This window comes from Pseudomonas sp. B21-056 (genome assembly GCF_026016325.1).
Classification (GTDB): Bacteria; Pseudomonadota; Gammaproteobacteria; order Pseudomonadales; family Pseudomonadaceae; genus Aquipseudomonas.
The window spans coordinates 4925082-4943045 of the sequence record NZ_CP087203.1; the positions used below are offsets into that span (position 1 = coordinate 4925082).

Sequence of the window (17964 nt, forward strand, 5' to 3'; positions counted from 1 at the left end):
CTTGGCCCGCGCAGCTTACGGCCAAGTGCGGCTCACGGCTAGCGGGACAATCCCTTTGGTGGAGTCGCGCGAACCTTGACGAGTTTTTCACTAGGCATTCACGTCTCGCCAACGCAACGTAGAGCAGACTGCGCGCAACGCGCTCTTCATGAAAACCCCCACCAAAGGTACTGCCATGGTTTCCGCTGCCGTCCGCCCCACTTCTAGACCGCTGAATTTCTGGATTGCCCTGGGCGTGCCCGCTGTTGTTGCGTCAATACTGGTGTTGCTGGAGCTGACCACTCTGGACATGGACCTGGCCCAGCTGTTCTATGACCAGACCGCTGGGGACTTCATCGGGCGGCACAGCTTTTTCCTGGAAAACATCCTCCATGACCGGGCCAAACAAGTGGTCATCGCCTTTTCGGTGTTTTCCATCATCAGCTTCATAAGCGCTTTTTTTGTCACCCGACTCAAACCCTTTAAACGTGAGTTGGGCTGCCTGGTGCTGTCCCTGGCGCTGGCGACATCCTTTGTCACGCCGATGAAAGCGGTGACGGCGGTGCAATGCCCCTGGAGCCTGAAGGAGTTCGGTGGCAAGGAAACCTACAGTGAACTGCTGAGCCCGCGCCCAGACACCCACAAACCAGGCAGATGCTGGCCCGGCGGCCACGCCGCCACCGGTTTCACACTGTTCGCGCTGTTTTTCGTATTGCGTGACCGCCGCCCGCGCCTGGCCCGCCGGGCCTTCGTATTCGCCTTCACCCTGGGCACGGTGTTCTCCGTGAGCCGGATGATGCAAGGGGCGCACTTCTTCTCGCACAACGTGTGGACAGCGGTGTTCTGCTGGTTGATTTGCCTGGGATGTTACTACTTCGTCCTGTACCGACCGGCCACAAGAACAGCACCCGTGGTCGAAGCACAACCGGTCAATGCCTGAGCGGCATCCCACAGGCGTTGCACGGACAAGTGAAAGCCCAATAAAAAACCCCGCCTGCTTTCGCAGGCGGGGTTTTTCAGTGCAGGGGTAAGGCTGGCTTACATCATGCCGCCCATGCCACCCATGCCGCCCATGTCTGGCATGCCGCCGCCAGCTGGAGCGTCTTCCTTGATTTCAGCGATCATCGCCTCGGTGGTGATCATCAGGCTGGCAACGGAAGCCGCTGCCTGCAGAGCCGAACGAGTCACTTTGGCCGGGTCCAGGATACCCATTTCGATCATGTCGCCGTATTCGCCGGTAGCAGCGTTGTAACCGTAGTTACCCGAACCCTGCTTGACCTTGTCGACCACAACGCTTGGCTCGTCGCCGGAGTTGGCAACGATCTGGCGCAGCGGCGCTTCGACAGCGCGACGCAGCAGGGTGATACCGACGTTCTGATCGGCGTTGTCGCCTTTCAGTTCGCTGATGGCCTGCAGGGCACGAACCAGCGCCACGCCACCGCCAGGTACCACGCCTTCTTCGACGGCTGCGCGAGTGGCGTGCAGGGCGTCTTCAACGCGGGCTTTCTTCTCTTTCATTTCAACTTCGGAACCGGCGCCAACCTTGATGACCGCAACACCGCCGGACAGCTTGGCCAGACGTTCCTGCAGTTTTTCACGGTCGTAGTCGGAGGAAGTCTCGGCTACTTGTGCACGGATCTGGGCAACGCGAGCCTGGATGTCAGTCTCGACGCCGGCACCGTCGATCACGGTGGTGTTTTCCTTGGACAGGATCACGCGCTTGGCGTTACCCAGGTGCTCCAGGGTGGTGCTTTCCAGGCTCAGGCCGATTTCTTCGGAAATCACGGTACCGCCGGTCAGGACGGCGATGTCCTGCAGCATGGCCTTGCGACGGTCGCCGAAGCCTGGTGCCTTGACGGCAGCAACCTTGACGATGCCACGCATGTTGTTCACAACCAGGGTCGCCAGGGCTTCGCCTTCAACGTCTTCGGCCACGATCAGCAGTGGGCGGCCGGCTTTGGCAACGGCTTCCAGCACTGGCAGCATTTCACGGATGTTGGAGATCTTCTTGTCGACCAGCAGGATCAGCGGGCCGTCGAGCTCGGCAACCATGGTGTCCGGCTTGTTGACGAAGTAGGGCGACAGGTAGCCACGGTCGAACTGCATGCCTTCCACGACGGACAGTTCGTTTTCCAGGCCCGAGCCTTCTTCAACGGTGATCACGCCTTCTTTACCGACTTTTTCCATGGCTTCGGCAATGATGTCGCCGATGGAGTTGTCGGAGTTGGCCGAGATGGTACCTACCTGGGCGATGGCCTTGGAGTCGGCGCACGGCTTGGACAGGGCCTTCAGCTCTTTGACGATGGCGATGGTCGCCTTGTCGATACCGCGCTTGAGGTCCATCGGGTTCATGCCGGCAGCGACGGCTTTCAGGCCTTCGTTGACGATCGATTGAGCCAGCACGGTGGCGGTGGTGGTGCCGTCACCGGCGTCGTCGTTGGCACGGGAGGCAACGTCCTTGACCAGCTGCGCGCCCATGTTTTCGAAACGGTCCTTGAGCTCGATTTCCTTGGCTACGGAAACGCCGTCCTTGGTGATGGTCGGAGCGCCGAAGCTCTTCTCGATGATCACGTTACGGCCTTTCGGGCCCAGGGTCGCTTTTACTGCGTCAGCCAGGACGTTGACACCGGCGAGCATTTTCTTGCGGGCGGAATCGCCGAATTTAACTTCTTTAGCAGCCATGATCGATATTCCTTAAATACTGTGTAGTAGCGGGAAGATGAGCGGGGAAATCAGCCTTCGAGAACAGCGAGGATTTCGCTCTCGCCCATTACCAGCAGTTCTTCGCCGTCGACTTTTACTGTGTTGCTGCCGGAGTAAGGGCCGAACACGACCTTGTCACCCACTTTCACGGCCAGCGCACGCACTTCACCGTTGTCCAGCACACGGCCGGTACCTACAGCGAGAACTTCACCGTGGTTGGCTTTTTCGGCAGCCGAACCTGGCAGGACAATACCGCCAAGGGATTTCTTCTCTTCTTCGCTGCGACGGATGACGACGCGGTCATGCAGAGGACGAAGCTTCATTGTCGATCTCTCCTAATTTTGGTTTTCATCGGCCGGTGTAGTCCCGGCGGGTTTAACAAAAGCCGGCAAAGCCGGGTGCGGTTCGTCAGTCGAACCGCGGAAGTCTGTCCGGTGTTGCCACCGGAAACCTTGCGGTGACCGATACATAAGGGCGTGCAAGGGGATTACAAGGGCGGATCGAAAAAATTTCTTCATCGCACAAACGAACACGGCACCCGAAGGTGCCGTGTGGTGGGTTTTATTTGGAGTCGCGGTGCTCGAACTCGCCTTCGATCACGTTGGGCTCTCGGCCCAGGGGTTCTCGCGGCGCCGGTCCACCACGGGGCTGCAGGTCGTCGGCGAAAGCCCGCTGGCGCATCGCCTGTTCTTCGGCACGCTGGCGCATCTTGTTGGCCAGCAACCGACGGGTGAAAGGCAACAGCATGACCAGGCCCACCACGTCGCTGATGAAGCCCGGCAGGATCAGCAGGCCGCCACCCAGGGCCAGCATCAGGCCCTCGAGCATGGTCTGGGCAGGCAGCTCGCCACGGCTCAGGCTTTCACGGGCACACAAGGCTGTGGCGAGACCGGCGATGCGCAGCACGAACACGCCGAGCATCGAGCCGAGAATGACCAGCAGCAGGGCCGGGAAAAACCCGATCGCACCACTGACCTTGACGAATACGAACAGCTCCAACACCGGGAACAGCAGAAAGAGCAATAAAAAAGGGCGCATCAAATGGTTTCCTCAACGCAAGAAATCCTTGCTATGAAACCCTAAATGACGTCGCTCTTTCGTGAATTCAAGCGTCGGCCTCTGCATTTTTCGGCCATTGTTCGGCGTGAGCCAGATAAACCAAGGCTTCGCGCACTTGTGTCGGCGTGTTGCAGGGCGCAGGAAAAGCCAGCCAATGCAACCCCTGACCAATGCGCAGGTGCATGCCTTCGCTGTCGATGCCCACCAGTCGCGCCGGTTCGGTCCTGGGCAAGTCGGCCAGATCGACGTAATGGGCGATGGCCTTGGCGTGATCCGCATTCATGTGCTCGATCATGCCCGCCTCGGCTTTGCCGGCAAAGGGGTTGGCCAAAGTGATGCGATCGATCCAGTGGATGGCGCCAAAACCGCCGATGTAACGATGGCGCACCGGATCGAGCACCCAGAAATCGAAATCGTGGGCCTTGTGGTAGTTCTGCGATTCAGGGAAGTAGCGGTAGTAACGCTCGGCCGCCGCGTCGATGGCGGTGCTGTCTTCGAGTTTCCGCGCCTCGGCCAGGTAGGTCAGGCGCCCCACGGCCTGTATGTCTTCGGCGCCCCGCTCGCCCACCAGCATGGAGCATTTCGGGTCTTTTTGCAGGTTGTGGGTGTGTTGGGCGATGCGGCTGATCAGGATCAACGGCCGCCCCTGCTCGTCCAGGCAATACGGCACGACAGAGCCGAACGGAAATCCAGGCATGGATTTGGAATGGGTGGAGAGCATTCCACGGTATTCCTTGAGCAATAATTCTCGGGCATGCTTGGCAGCGTCAACGCTCAATTTATGACTCCTACAATGAAATTCGTCTAAAAACGCTCAGACACCTGGACATACGAATGCAACTCACTGACAAAGTAATCATTATCACCGGCGGTTGCCAGGGTCTGGGCCGCTCCATGGCCGAGTATTTTGCCGGCAAAGGCGCGAAGCTCGCCCTGGTGGACCTCAACCAGGAAAAACTCGACCAGGCCGTTGCCGCCTGCGTGGCCAAGGGCGTCGAAGCCCGGGCGTACCTGTGCAACGTTGCCGATGAAGAACAGGTGAGCGACATGGTCGCCCGGGTCGCCGCAGATTTTGGTGCGATCCATGGGTTGATCAACAACGCCGGGATCCTGCGTGACGGCTTGCTGCTCAAGGTCAAGGACGGCGAGATGACCAAGATGAGCCTGGCCCAGTGGCAGGCCGTGATCGACGTCAACCTCACCGGTGTGTTCCTGTGCACCCGTGAAGTGGCGGCGAAAATGGTCGAGCTGAAGAACAGCGGCGCCATCATCAATATCTCGTCGATCTCCCGGGCCGGCAACATCGGCCAGACCAACTACTCGGCCGCCAAGGCCGGCGTGGCGGCCGCCACTGTGACCTGGGCCAAGGAACTGGCGCGCTACGGTATTCGTGTCGCCGCCATCGCACCGGGCTTCATCGAAACCGAAATGACCCAGGGCATGAAACCCGAGGCCCTGGAAAGAATGACGTCCGGGATTCCCCTCAAGCGCATGGGTCGGCCCGAAGAGATCGCTCATTCGGCGGCCTATATCTTCGAGAACGACTATTACACCGGACGGATCCTGGAGATGGACGGCGGGTTGCGGATGTAAAACCGCCGCAAACCCATTGTGGGAGCGAGCCTGCTCGCGATGGCGGTGTGTCAGTCAACGCGAGGTTGAATGTGATTCCGCTATCGCGAGCAGGCTCGCTCCCACAGGATCCGGGTCAACAACAGACCGCAGTCCGACCTGTCAATCGTCACTGACAGTGATGTTCGGCATCGCCGGTGCAGCCGCTTCCTGCAACACGATCCGTGCGCCCACATGGCGGGCCAGTTCCTGATAGACCATGGCGATCTGGCTATCCGGCTCGGCGATCACCGTCGGCTTGCCGTCGTCGGCCTGCTCGCGGATCAGCATCGACAGCGGCAGCGAAGCCAGCAGTTCGACGCCGTACTGGGTCGCCAGTTTTTCCCCGCCACCTTCGCCGAATAGATGTTCGGCGTGGCCGCAGTTCGAACAGATGTGCACCGCCATGTTTTCCACCACGCCCAGCACCGGGATGTTCACCTTGCGGAACATCTCCACACCCTTGCGCGCATCCAGCAGGGCCAGGTCCTGGGGCGTGGTGACGATCACCGCGCCGGCCACCGGGACTTTCTGCGCCAGGGTCAGCTGGATATCGCCGGTGCCGGGCGGCATGTCGATCACCAGGTAATCCAGGTCGCTCCAGGCGGTTTGCGTCACCAGTTGCAGCAAGGCACCGGACACCATCGGCCCACGCCAGACCATCGGCGTGTTGTCGTCGGTCAGGAAGGCCATGGACATGACCTCCACGCCATGGGACTGGATCGGCACGAACCACTTCTGGTCCTTGACCTGCGGCCGGGTGCCCTCGGCAATGCCGAACATGATGCCCTGGCTGGGACCGTAGATGTCCGCGTCGAGCATCCCGACCTTGGCCCCTTCACGGGCCAGTGCCAGGGCCAGGTTGGCGGCGGTGGTGGACTTGCCCACCCCGCCCTTGCCCGAGGCCACGGCGATCACATTCTTGACGTTCGCCAATCCCGGCACCTGCGCCTGGGCCTTGTGGGCGGCGATCACGCTGGTGACATCGACTTTGGCGGCAGACACACCGTCCAGGGCCTCGATGGCCATCTGCAGCATCTGCGCCCAACCGCTCTTGAACAGATCGGCGGCGTAGCCGATTTCCAGCTGGACACTGACGCGATCGCCCTGGATGTCGATACCGCGCACACATCCGGCGCTGACCGGGTCCTGGTTCAGGTAGGGGTCGGTGTATTGACGAAGGACGGCTTCCACCGTTGCGCGATTGACGGCGCTCATGGGCAACTCCGATAGCAGGACTGGAAAAACAGGTCGCTATCCTAGACCCGATTACCCATATGTGAATACTTTTGTGGCGAGGGGATTTATCCCCGCTGGCCCCTGTAGGAGCTGTCGAGCGCAGCGAGGCTGCGATCTTTTGATCTTCCTCTCGCGACTCAACTGTCTGGGACAAGATCGCAGCCTCGCTGCGCTCGACAGCTCCTACGCACCCCAGCGGGAATAAATTCCCTTGCCACAGCTCACGCTTCAGCTCTACCGAAACAGGCCCGAAGGGTGAAAAAAAGCCGCCGGCGCTTTATAGTGGCCGACCTCCGTTTCATCAAGTAGCCGAGCCCCATGTCCGAGCCACGCAAGATCCTCGTCACCAGCGCCCTGCCCTATGCCAATGGTTCGATTCACCTCGGCCATATGCTGGAGTACATCCAGACCGATATGTGGGTGCGCTTCCAGAAACATCGCGGCAACCAATGCATCTATGTCTGCGCCGACGACGCCCACGGTTCGGCCATCATGTTGCGCGCGGAAAAGGAAGGCATCACCCCGGAACAACTGATCGCCAACGTCCAGGCTGAACACAGCGCCGACTTTGCCGAGTTCCTGGTGGACTTCGACAATTTCCACTCCACTCACGCCGAAGAAAACCGTGAGCTGTCGAGCCAGATCTACCTGAAGCTGCGTGACGCCGGGCACATCGCTACCCGTTCGATCACCCAGTACTTCGACCCGGAAAAGAAAATGTTCCTGGCCGACCGCTTCATCAAGGGCACCTGCCCGAAATGCGGCACCGAAGACCAATACGGCGACAACTGCGAAAAATGCGGCGCGACCTACGCACCGACCGACCTGAAAGACCCGAAATCGGCGATCTCCGGCGCGACCCCGGTGCTCAAGGACTCCCAGCATTTCTTCTTCAAGCTGCCGGACTTCCAGCAGATGCTGCAGGCCTGGACCCGCAGCGGCACCCTGCAGGACGCCGTCGCCAACAAGCTCGCCGAATGGCTCGACGCCGGCCTGCAACAATGGGACATCTCCCGCGATGCGCCGTACTTCGGCTTCGAGATCCCCGATGAGCCGGGCAAGTACTTCTACGTCTGGCTGGACGCGCCGATCGGCTACATGGCCAGTTTCAAGAACCTCTGCAACCGCACGCCGGAGCTGGACTTCGACGCGTTCTGGGGCAAGGACTCCACCGCCGAGCTGTATCACTTCATCGGCAAGGACATCGTCAACTTCCACGCCCTGTTCTGGCCCGCGATGCTTGAAGGCGCCGGTTTCCGCAAGCCGACCGGCATCAACGTCCACGGCTACCTGACCGTCAACGGCCAGAAGATGTCCAAGTCCCGCGGCACCTTCATCAAGGCCCGCACCTACCTGGACCACCTGTCGCCGGAATACCTGCGCTACTACTACGCGGCCAAGCTCGGCCGTGGCGTCGACGACCTGGACCTGAACCTCGAGGACTTCGTGCAGAAGGTCAACTCCGACCTGGTGGGCAAGGTCGTCAACATCGCCAGCCGTTGCGCCGGTTTTATCCACAAAGGCAACGCCGGCGTGCTGGTGGCGGGTAACGCTGCACCGGAGCTGACCGACGCGTTCCTGGCCGCCGCGCCAAGCATCGCCGAAGCCTACGAGGCCCGCGATTTTGCCCGCGCCATGCGCGAAATCATGGCCCTGGCCGACCGCGCCAATGCCTGGATCGCCGATAAAGCGCCGTGGTCGCTGAACAAACAGGAAGGCAAGCAGGATGAGGTCCAGGCGATCTGCGCATTGGGCGTCAACCTGTTCCGCCAACTGGTGATTTTCCTCAAGCCGGTGCTGCCGCTGCTGGCCGCCGATGCCGAAGCGTTCCTGAACGTCGCGCCGCTGAGCTGGAACGATCACCAGACCCTGCTGAGCAATCATCAGTTGAACGAGTTCAAGCCGCTGATGACCCGCATCGACGCCGCCAAGGTGCAAGCCATGACCGACGCTTCCAAGGAAGACCTGGCCGCCAGCCAGACCGACACCGGGGCCACTGCCGGCAACGGCGAACTGGTCAAGGACCCGCTGTCGCCGGAAATCGAGTTCGACGCGTTTGCCGCCGTTGACCTGCGCGTGGCGCTGATCGTCAAGGCCGAGGCCGTCGAGGGCGCCGACAAGCTGCTGCGCCTGACCCTGGACATCGGCGACGAGCAACGCAACGTGTTCTCCGGCATCAAGAGCGCCTACCCGGACCCGGCCAAGCTCGAAGGCCGCTTGACGATGATGATCGCCAACCTCAAGCCACGCAAAATGCGCTTCGGCATCTCGGAAGGCATGGTGATGGCGGCGGGCCCAGGCGGCGAGGAAATCTATCTGCTGAGCCCTGACAGCGGCGCCAAGCCGGGTCAGCGGATCAAGTAAAACGACTGCGCGCTACACCGATCCCACAGACGCTGGCAAGCGGCTGTGGGATTTTCATATCTGGCCTGCCGGATAATGCCTAATCTTGTAACAGGTCCTTTTGTTGCCTAATCCATCATGTCCGACATCCTTCTCACATTGCTCGGCGCCGCCCTGATCAACAACCTGGTGTTGCACTGGCCGCTGGGCGTCGATCCGCTGCTGAAGGCTGGCGGAAGACGGCAGGTCCATGCCCTGGGCCTGGCCTCGACATGCCTGATGCTGATAGTCGGCCCCCTGGGTTATCTGATCGACCACTGGCTGCTGGTCCCGGCAAACCTGATTTCACTGCGCCTGTTCGCCTGGCTGCCCCTGAGCGTCCTGCTGATGCGGCCATTGCTGCGCCTGCTGGCGCGCCGACTGCCGGCACTGCCGTTCGAGGGGCTGTGGCCGCTGTTGCTCGGCAATGCAGGCATACTGGGTGTCACGCTGCTCAATAGCCTGGATGACCAGGGCCTGGTCCACGCCATTGCCTTGAGCCTAGGTTCCGGGCTGGGCTTCTGGCTGGTGCTGAGCCTGTTCGACGACTTGCGCCAGCGCACCCTCAATAACGATATTCCCCTGCCCTTTCGAGGCCTGCCTGTTCAGTTGATTGCCGCCGGGCTGATGGCGGTGGTGTTCCTTGGATTACGCGGGCTGGTCAAGACATGAATCTGATTCAACGTATCGACGCCCTGCTCCCGCAAACCCAATGCGGCAAGTGCGGGCATCCGGGGTGCAAGCCCTACGCCGAAGGCATCGCCGAGGGCGAGCCGATCAACAAATGTCCACCCGGCGGAAGCGAAACCATCGCGGCCCTGGCCGACCTGCTGAAAATACCGGTGCTGGAACTGGATACCAGCCGTGGCTCAGCCCCTGCGCAAATCGCCTATATCCGCGAGGCCGAATGCATTGGCTGCACCAAGTGCATCCAGGCCTGTCCGGTGGACGCGATTGTCGGCGCGGCAAAGCTGATGCACACCGTCCTCATCGACGAATGTACGGGCTGCGATCTTTGCGTGGCGCCCTGCCCGGTCGACTGCATTGAAATGCGGCCGTTGCCGATGACAACCGTGCTGCCGATTGTCGGAGGCCTGGCCTTCAGCATCGAGGAACAACAGGCACGTACCGCCAAGCGCAACCATGCCCGACGGCGCTTCGAACAACGCAATGCGCGTTTGCATCGCGAAGAAGAGCAGCGTCAGGCGCAGCGCCTGGCCCGCACCCAGCACGCCGCCAAGGCCCAAGCCCAGCCCCAGGCGCTTGATCCGGTGCAAACCGCACTGGAGCGGGTGCGCGCGCAAAAAGCCGCCAACGTCGATGCCGCGCTGAAAAAAGCCAAGGTCGACCTGGCCATGAGCCGGGCGCAACTGAACAAGTCCTTGAAAGCATTCGGCCATCCGCCGACGTTTGAGCAGCAGTCGCAATTGATCTTGCTGCAACGTCAGTACGAAGCGGCGGAACAGGCCCTGGCGCAGTTGGAAAGCGCCGCGCCAGCCGCCGCGCCCGTCCCTGCACCTTCGCAGGATGCCGAACTGAAGCGAGCGAAGATTCAACTGGCGATGCGGCGCGCAGAGCTCAGCAAAGCCCGGGCTGCGGCAGCGCCGGAGGCAGACGTACAGGCGTTGGAGCAAGCGGTAGAAACCGCTGAACGCCAGGTGCAAGCTCATGCCACTTGCTGAGGCCCCGGACGAACGGCTGCGCCAAGCGATGATGCGCGTGCTGTTGGCCACACTGCCCGGTGTACTGGCGTTGATGTGGTTCTATGGCTGGGGCGTGGCGCTCAACCTGCTGCTGTCCGGGCTCACCGCCTTGGCGGTCGAAGCACTGGTGCTGCGCTTGCGGCACCGACCGCTAAAACCCGAACTGAACGATGGCAGCGCGCTGGTCAGCGCCACGCTGCTGGCCGTGGCCTTGCCGGCCTACTGCCCATGGTGGCTGACCGTTACCGCGGCCGCCTGCGCCTTGTTGTTCGGCAAGCATCTGTGGGGCGGGGTCGGCAACAATCCGTTCAACCCGGCCATGCTCGGGTACGCCCTGGTGCTGGTGGCGTTCCCCGCCCATATGAGTCAATGGCCAATGCCCCACGGCGTCGGTTTGCTTGAAGGCCTGCAACAGGTGTTCGGCGTTCATCCCACACCCGATGCCTGGGCCGGCGCGACAGCGCTGGACAGCCTGCGCATCAACAAAAGCCTGACCATCAATGAGCTGTTCGCCAGCAACCCGGCGTTCGGACGCTTCGGTGGTCGCGGGGCCGAGTGGATCAACCTGGCATTCCTGGCGGGCGGCCTGTTTCTGCTGCAACAACGCGTGTTCAGCTGGCACGCGCCGGTGGGCATGCTGGCCACCCTGTTCACCATCAGCCTGCTGTGCTGGAACGGTTCCGGCTCGGACTCCCACGGTTCACCGCTGTTTCATCTGCTGACCGGAGCGACCTTGCTGGGGGCGTTTTTTATCGTAACCGAACCGGTTTCGGGGCCCAAGGCGCCGCTCGCCCGCCTGCTGTTCGGCGCAGGCGTGGGGCTGCTGGTCTACCTGATCCGCATCTGGGGCGGCTACCCGGACGGCGTGGCGTTTGCAGTGCTGCTGATGAACCTCGGGGTGCCGGCGCTGGAGCGTTTCGTCGAGGCTCGGCAAGGACGGCAAGCATCATGAGAAATCCTGGCGGTCTTGCCATCCTGGCGCTGTTGACCGGTCTCGGGCTTGGGGCGATTTACCTCGTGCAAATCGGCACTGCCGAGCGTATCGAGGCCCAGCAACAGACCCTTGCGAACAGAACCCTGCTCGAGGTGCTGCCGACCGACCTGTATGACAACCAGCCATTGGCACAACCGGTTCTGACCGATCCAGCGACCCTGGCCCATAGCACATTGCTGGGCGGCTACCTCGCGACCCGTAACGGCCAGCCCGCCGCTGTGCTGCTACGCAGCCAGGCGCTGGGTTATGAAGGTAGTATCGAACTGTTGATCGCCATTGCCCCGTCAGGCCGGCTGCTGGGTGTGAAGACTCTGCGTCAAGCGGAAACACCGGGCCTGGGCGCGGCAATTGCCGGCTGGCCGAATGCCTGGTTGCAGACCTTCAACGGTAAATCCCGTGAAGCGCCCAGCGACAGCGGCTGGGCCTTGAAAAAGGACCAGGGACAGTTCGATCAACTGGCCGGCGCAACGGTGACCTCCCGGGCGGTGCTCCAGGCCGTACACGATGCGCTGCGTTATTTCGACGAACACAAGGCATCCTTGACCGGAGGCGCTGCCCATGAATAAACAGCCGCTACTGACCCGCGGCCTGCTGCTCGTTCCTTTGATCGGCGCGAGCAACTCATGGGGCAATGCGCTGGGCCTATGGCTGGCGTGGACCCTGATCAGCGGCGGCCACGGCTTGGCAATGGGCCTCTTGCGGCCGCGCCTGGGCGCCTATCAGCGCTTACTCGCCTCCGTCATCCTGGCCGCTACCCTGACCGCTTGCGCCAGCCTTGCCGCGCAGGCCTGGTTGCTGGAATGGTACCGCCCGTTGAGCCTTTACATCGGTTGGATAGCCTTGAGCTGTGTGACGCTGGAACACGACAGCTTTTTCATCGAGTCGCGCCTGCCAGGCTCTATCAAGCTGACGGGGCTGTTCGGTCTGTTGATGATCGGCCTGGGCGCCCTGCGCGAACTGATCGGTAATGGCGTGCCATTGGCCCTGCTGGCCCCCGGAGGGTTCCTGCTGCTCGGTCTGCTGCTGGCGGCCCACCAGGCTTGTACGCTTGCCAAACCCCAATCCACCTCCGAGGAAACGCCGCGCCCATGAACGCCGCAAAACGCCTGGAAATATTTCGTCGCTTTCACGAAGACAACCCCGAGCCGAAAACCGAACTGGCCTATTCCTCGCCGTTCGAGTTGTTGATCGCGGTGATCCTCTCGGCACAGTCCACCGATGTCGGTGTCAACAAGGCCACGGCCAAGCTGTTTCCGCTGGCCAACACTCCGGAGGCGATCCATGCCCTGGGCGTCGAGGGCCTGTCCGAGTACATCAAGACCATCGGGCTGTTCAACAGCAAGGCAAAGAACGTGATCGAAACCTGCCGTCTGCTGATCGAGCGCCATGGCAGTGTCGTTCCCCAGACCCGCGAAGCGCTGGAAGACCTTCCCGGCGTAGGTCGCAAGACGGCCAACGTGGTGCTCAATACCGCATTTCGCCAGTTGACCATGGCCGTCGACACCCACATTTTCCGCGTCAGCAACCGAACCGGCCTGGCGCCGGGCAAGAACGTGGTGGAAGTGGAGAAGAAGCTGATGAAGTTCGTGCCCAAGGAGTTTCTACTCGACTCCCATCACTGGCTGATCCTGCACGGGCGCTACGTCTGCCTGGCACGCAAGCCGCGCTGTGGCAGTTGCCGGATCGAAGACCTGTGCGAATACAAGGACAAGACCTCTGACGATTGAGCCGATATTGCGTTTATAGATTCATCGATTGAAAAAAACTTTTTTACCCGCTCGTGGTTTATCGATATAAGGTGCCCCAAAGGCAGTCTTAGCCTGGAGTCGAACCCATGAGTACTGGCAAAGAACAACTGGATGTAGAAGACGATTTCATCGCCGTTGAAACCGAAGACGCCGAACCGGTGGTGGAAGTGCCCAAGACCAATCTGAGCAAGCGCCGCACCATCGACAACCTGCTGGAAGAGCGCCGCCTGAAGAAGCAGCTGGCCGATTACGACTTTGACCTCTGACACGTAAAAGCCTCCCTGATGGAGGCTTTTTACTGAGTACGCGTGACCGAAACCTCACACCAACCCGTTACGCTGTGCCAGCTCGATCAGGTCGACCAGCGAACGGGCGTTCAGCTTCAACAATAAACGGGTCTTGTAGGTACTGACGGTCTTGTTGCTCAAAAACATTCCATCGGCTATTTCCTTGTTGGTTTTTCCGCGAGCCAGTTGCTGCAGCACCATCATTTCTCGCCCGGACAAACGATCCACCATATCGGATTCGCTGGCATTGCCAAGGCTCGAACGCACCGTGTGCAGCGCCTGGTTGGGAAAATAGCTGTAGCCGGAGAGTACCGCCTTTATTGCACTCAACAACTCCGTGAGATCCTGTTGCTTGCACACATATCCGGCCGCCCCCGTCTGCATGCATCGCATCGAAAAATGCCCAGGTGCCTGAGAGGTCAGCACCAGCACTTTCAGTGGTGAAGGATTGGTGGTCAGACGCGCGATGACTTCCAGCCCGTCCAGTTTCGGAATACCAATATCCAGGATGACAATATCAGGTGCCTGCTCCCGGGCAAGTTGTAACGCATCGACGCCGTTATCCGTTTCGGCAATAACTTCATAACCATGACGCTCCATCAGTAAACGTACAGCAAGACGAATGACGGGATGATCATCGACGATCAGCACTTTATTCATGGGCAAATCCAACTTCGCTGTTCGAATTTTTAGAGCAGGCACAATAGCCTAGTCATTTCTACCTTGGCATGCCGCGCCCCCTGGCCGCCCACACCGAAAGACGCAACCTACAGGCAATACAGAAAAATCCTACAAATTCCCGTGGAAATAATGTGCCATGGATGGGTCCGCAGAGAACGGACAATGCGTTCACGGCTCCCGCCCCCCTGTGAATAACGCGGCCTTTACTCTCTGGAGCCGCCTTGCACACATACCGATAAAGGCTTGGCCGCTCATAAAAAGTAACTGAATTATTTACCAATAAACTGCCTACCCCCATATTCCCGCTTCAGAAATTCATATAAAAGAACAGGACAACTCCATACAGCGACTGCCACAGGAGAGCATCGCTCTTATAAATTAAAACTCACACAAGCCAACAACTTACGACACTTCACTTTATTCCCATCACTGAACTGGAATACCCATGAGCATTCACCATGAACAAGCCTTTGAAAACCATCACAAACCCCATGACCCTCATTGCCATATTCGCAACCTTATCCGAAACTTCCGCAGCCATCTCCCTACCCTTTCTGGATGATCAGGATCGCAAATATTACCTGTGGTTCCTGATCAGCTTTCCTTTCTATCTCCTGCTTCTTTTTTTCGTCACGCTCAACTTCAATTATCGTTCGTTATATTCCCCTTCAGACTTTCGAAAAAACAAACACTTCGTCAAGACCATGGATGACTCGGCGTGCCGCGATAAACGCGTGCTCCGTCGCCTGCACAAGATCAAAAGATGGCGAGTGGACCTTCAGCGAGGCAAGCACGATCCACAGCGAGTGGTTCTTCTCGTGCGCTGCCCATCGGAGCCGCTGATCGAGATTAATCGGGCAAAACGTTCAAAACAGGCCACAGGGCAAATAGAGATAGTCGTGTACATCATCATGTACAACCGCGACAGGGCTGGCGTTGTGCCGGACGGATGAAAATCGGGAGAAAGCGCCGCAACGAGGCGCAGCACAGGCAGGACAGGCGAAAAAAAACGGCCTGCTCAGGGCAGGCCGTTTTCACATCGGCAGGATCAGAACAGCTTGCGGCCCTTGTTCGCCGCGATGCGCATGCGCAAGGCATTGAGCTTGATGAAGCCGGCCGCGTCGGCCTGGTTGTAGGCGCCACCGTCCTCTTCGAAGGTCGCGATGTTGGCATCGAACAGCGAATCGTCGGACTTGCGTCCGGTCACGATCACGTTGCCCTTGTACAGTTTCAGGCGTACGACACCGTTCACATTGACCTGGGAGGCGTCGATCATCTGTTGCAGCATCAGACGCTCAGGGCTCCACCAGTAACCGGTGTAGATCAGGCTGGCGTACTTGGGCATCAGCTCGTCCTTGAGGTGCGCCACTTCGCGGTCCAGGGTGATCGATTCGATTGCCCGGTGCGCACGCAGCATGATGGTGCCGCCTGGGGTTTCGTAGCAACCACGGGACTTCATGCCGACATAACGGTTCTCGACGATGTCCAGACGACCGATGCCGTGTTCCCCACCGATGCGGTTCAGGGTCGCCAGCACCGTGGCCGGGGTCATTTCCACGCCGTCCAGCGCAACGATATCGCCGTTGCGATAGGTCAGTTCCAGGTACTGCGGGGCATCAGGCGCTTTCTCCGGGGAGACGGTCCAGCGCCACATGTCTTCTTCGTGCTCGGTCCAGGTGTCTTCCAGCACGCCGCCCTCATAGGAGATGTGCAGCAGGTTGGCATCCATCGAGTACGGGGATTTCTTCTTGCCGTGACGCTCGATCGGGATCGCGTGCTTCTCGGCGTAATCCATCAGTTTTTCACGGGACAGCAGGTCCCATTCGCGCCACGGGGCAATGACTTTCACGCCAGGCTTGAGAGCATAGGCGCCCAGTTCGAAACGCACCTGGTCGTTGCCTTTGCCGGTGGCGCCATGGGAAATGGCATCGGCGCCGGTTTCGTTGGCGATTTCGATCAGGCGCTTGGCGATCAGCGGACGGGCGATGGACGTACCGAGCAGGTACTCGCCTTCGTAAACGGTGTTGGCGCGGAACATCGGGAACACGAAGTCGCGGACGAACTCTTCGCGCAGGTCATCGATGTAGATCTCTTTGACGCCCATGGCCTGAGCCTTGGCGCGTGCAGGCTCGACTTCTTCGCCCTGCCCCAGGTCAGCGGTGAAGGTCACCACTTCGCAGTTATAAGTGTCCTGCAGCCACTTGAGGATCACCGAAGTGTCCAGGCCGCCGGAATACGCCAGAACGACCTTGTTTACGTCCGCCATGCCATCACTCCACGGGTTGTACGGAAAGCCGTGAAGTCTAACGTCCGGCGCAGATAATTTACAGGGGCGCGACAGCTTATGACGACGAAGCGACAGATTATGTCGACCGCGCGACGATCAGAATCGATTCAGGATGTGCGCGCAGTCGCCGGGATGGGCGTCGGGGCCGAGGTCTTGGCCGGCGCAGCCGCGGGTGCCGGGGCCTTGGCTGGCGCAGCAGCCGGTGCAGGAGCCTTGGCTGGAGCCGCGGCGGGCGCAGGTGGTGGTACTGGCTGAGGGGTTGGCTGCGGTGCCAGCGCCTCGGTGGGAGACACACGCGACAGCTGGACGACCACACGACGGTTCTTGGCCCGGTTGGCGGCGTTGGTGTTGGGCACCAGGGGATAGCGCTCGCCATGGAAGCGCACGGTGATCTGCGACTCCTGGAAGCCATTGGCCTTGAAGAAATCCTGGACCGCCAGGGCCCGGCGGCGGGACAACTCGCGATTGGTCAAACGGTTACCGCTGTTGTCGGAGTGACCGTCAAGCTCGACATGATTGACGCTCGGGTCGGCCTTGATGAAGTCGAGCATCACCTGCAATTGAGCCTTGGCGCGCGCGTCGAGTTCGACCTCTTCGCCGGGAAAGCCGATCTGGGTCTGCTTTATCTGTTCGAAATTCTTTGGCAACAGTTTCGCCACACAACCTTGATAGTCGCTGAAGGCCTTGTTGAAGCGCACGGGCAGCAGCCGGACTTCCGACACCCGCCCATCCTCGGTGTTGCGACGCACCACCGGGCTACGTCCCTCCATCAACCCGCTGATCAAACGCCCCGCCTGTATCTGGGAGCTATTGAACAGTACATCGCCACTGCCGATCCTGACCGAGCCCAGGTTGATGTCGCCCCGTCCCGGTTGCCATGGCGCAGCCGCCGCCAGCAAGGTGGCCGACCCGCCGCCCTGCATCGGGTTATAGGTCTTGAGGCGGAACGTGGCCTGCTCGCCCGCCCGACGGACGAATTCGCCGCTGCCGAAATCGGTGATCGGCTGGCTCAGCCGGCACTCGAACTTGTCGCCTTCGACCGTCCACTCGATGCTCTCCAGACGGGTCTGGAAAGTGAGCGCCATCGCGGGAAGGCTGGCAAACACACTGAGCAAGGCTAGATAACGCTGGCGCACGGGAGGCTCCACTGGCTTTTGTACGAAATTCGACACACGCTGAAAGTATGACGCCGGTCCGGGACACCGCACGGATTCGGTTCATGCCTGAAGGGGCTATCGGTAACTTGCGGCAAAACTTGATAGCGGGTGCCTGCATCGGTCTTTTCCGGTAG

Annotated in this window: 19 protein-coding genes; 11 read left to right on the forward strand and 8 right to left on the reverse strand. The window is 60.3% G+C overall.

Annotation, left to right across the window (positions count from 1 at the left end):
• Window positions 1–175 precede the first annotated feature (175 nt).
• Complete coding sequence (locus tag LOY67_RS21400) at window positions 176–919, forward strand: phosphatase PAP2 family protein (protein ID WP_265067801.1); 744 nt, start codon at window positions 176–178, stop codon at window positions 917–919.
• A gap of 98 nt (window positions 920–1017) precedes the next feature.
• Here LOY67_RS21400 and groL read toward each other — a convergent pair whose 3' ends face one another.
• From groL to LOY67_RS21420, 4 genes are all read right to left on the reverse strand, one after another.
• On the reverse strand, window positions 1018–2661 hold the full coding sequence (groL, locus tag LOY67_RS21405) for a chaperonin GroEL (protein WP_024779526.1): 1644 nt from the start codon (window positions 2659–2661) through the stop codon (window positions 1018–1020).
• Window positions 2662–2711: 50 nt separating this feature from the next.
• Window positions 2712–3005 carry a co-chaperone GroES gene (locus LOY67_RS21410; protein ID WP_024779525.1) on the reverse strand — a complete coding sequence of 98 codons (294 nt, stop codon included), beginning with the start codon at window positions 3003–3005 and terminating at the stop codon, window positions 2712–2714.
• Between the two features lie 238 nt (window positions 3006–3243).
• Window positions 3244–3720: an FxsA family protein gene (locus LOY67_RS21415; protein WP_265064324.1), complete on the reverse strand. Its 477-nt coding sequence runs from the start codon at window positions 3718–3720 to the stop codon at window positions 3244–3246.
• Between the two features lie 67 nt (window positions 3721–3787).
• A complete protein-coding gene (locus LOY67_RS21420; protein ID WP_265064325.1) occupies window positions 3788–4519 on the reverse strand; it encodes a HugZ family protein in 732 nt (243 codons plus the stop codon).
• A 56-nt stretch (window positions 4520–4575) separates the two neighbouring features.
• Between LOY67_RS21420 and LOY67_RS21425 the strand changes: the two genes are divergently transcribed.
• Window positions 4576–5334: an SDR family oxidoreductase gene (locus LOY67_RS21425; RefSeq protein WP_265064326.1), complete on the forward strand. Its 759-nt coding sequence runs from the start codon at window positions 4576–4578 to the stop codon at window positions 5332–5334.
• Between the two features lie 141 nt (window positions 5335–5475).
• On the opposite strand, the gene apbC is transcribed toward LOY67_RS21425, so the two are convergent.
• Window positions 5476–6570, reverse strand: coding sequence for an iron-sulfur cluster carrier protein ApbC (gene apbC, locus LOY67_RS21430; protein WP_265064327.1), 1095 nt, complete (start codon window positions 6568–6570; stop codon window positions 5476–5478).
• 339 nt (window positions 6571–6909) lie between these two features.
• On the opposite strand from apbC, the gene metG reads away from it, so the two are divergent.
• From metG to LOY67_RS21470, 8 genes are all read left to right on the forward strand, one after another.
• Window positions 6910–8955: a methionine--tRNA ligase gene (gene metG / locus LOY67_RS21435; protein ID WP_265064328.1), complete on the forward strand. Its 2046-nt coding sequence runs from the start codon at window positions 6910–6912 to the stop codon at window positions 8953–8955.
• A gap of 117 nt (window positions 8956–9072) precedes the next feature.
• Window positions 9073–9645 (forward strand): Rnf-Nqr domain containing protein, encoded by a 573-nt coding sequence (locus tag LOY67_RS21440; RefSeq protein ID WP_265064329.1) that lies wholly within the window; start codon window positions 9073–9075, stop codon window positions 9643–9645.
• Complete coding sequence (gene rsxB, locus LOY67_RS21445; RefSeq protein WP_265064330.1) at window positions 9642–10655, forward strand: electron transport complex subunit RsxB; 1014 nt, start codon at window positions 9642–9644, stop codon at window positions 10653–10655. Before LOY67_RS21440 ends, rsxB begins: the two co-directional genes overlap by 4 nt.
• On the forward strand, window positions 10642–11628 hold the full coding sequence (locus LOY67_RS21450) for an RnfABCDGE type electron transport complex subunit D (RefSeq protein WP_265064331.1): 987 nt from the start codon (window positions 10642–10644) through the stop codon (window positions 11626–11628). The genes rsxB and LOY67_RS21450 overlap by 14 nt, the downstream gene beginning before the upstream one ends.
• Window positions 11625–12236: an RnfABCDGE type electron transport complex subunit G gene (locus LOY67_RS21455; RefSeq protein WP_265064332.1), complete on the forward strand. Its 612-nt coding sequence runs from the start codon at window positions 11625–11627 to the stop codon at window positions 12234–12236. The genes LOY67_RS21450 and LOY67_RS21455 overlap by 4 nt, the downstream gene beginning before the upstream one ends.
• Window positions 12229–12762: an Rnf-Nqr domain containing protein gene (locus LOY67_RS21460; protein WP_265064333.1), complete on the forward strand. Its 534-nt coding sequence runs from the start codon at window positions 12229–12231 to the stop codon at window positions 12760–12762. The genes LOY67_RS21455 and LOY67_RS21460 overlap by 8 nt, the downstream gene beginning before the upstream one ends.
• On the forward strand, window positions 12759–13397 hold the full coding sequence (nth, locus tag LOY67_RS21465; RefSeq protein WP_265064334.1) for an endonuclease III: 639 nt from the start codon (window positions 12759–12761) through the stop codon (window positions 13395–13397). Before LOY67_RS21460 ends, nth begins: the two co-directional genes overlap by 4 nt.
• Window positions 13398–13504: 107 nt before the next feature.
• Complete coding sequence (locus LOY67_RS21470; protein ID WP_265064335.1) at window positions 13505–13684, forward strand: PA3496 family putative envelope integrity protein; 180 nt, start codon at window positions 13505–13507, stop codon at window positions 13682–13684.
• Between the two features lie 54 nt (window positions 13685–13738).
• Here LOY67_RS21470 and LOY67_RS21475 read toward each other — a convergent pair whose 3' ends face one another.
• The gene (locus tag LOY67_RS21475; RefSeq protein WP_265064336.1) at window positions 13739–14365 is read right to left on the reverse strand and encodes a response regulator transcription factor; all 627 of its coding nucleotides are present in this window, start codon (window positions 14363–14365) and stop codon (window positions 13739–13741) included.
• A 479-nt stretch (window positions 14366–14844) separates the two neighbouring features.
• On the opposite strand from LOY67_RS21475, the gene LOY67_RS21480 reads away from it, so the two are divergent.
• Entirely contained in the window at window positions 14845–15339 is a 495-nt protein-coding gene (locus LOY67_RS21480) for a hypothetical protein (protein WP_265064337.1), read from the forward strand.
• 95 nt (window positions 15340–15434) lie between these two features.
• Here LOY67_RS21480 and LOY67_RS21485 read toward each other — a convergent pair whose 3' ends face one another.
• Entirely contained in the window at window positions 15435–16652 is a 1218-nt protein-coding gene (locus LOY67_RS21485) for an argininosuccinate synthase (RefSeq protein WP_027619731.1), read from the reverse strand.
• Between the two features lie 128 nt (window positions 16653–16780).
• Complete coding sequence (locus tag LOY67_RS21490; protein ID WP_265064338.1) at window positions 16781–17809, reverse strand: flagellar protein MotY; 1029 nt, start codon at window positions 17807–17809, stop codon at window positions 16781–16783.
• Window positions 17810–17964 lie beyond the last annotated feature (155 nt).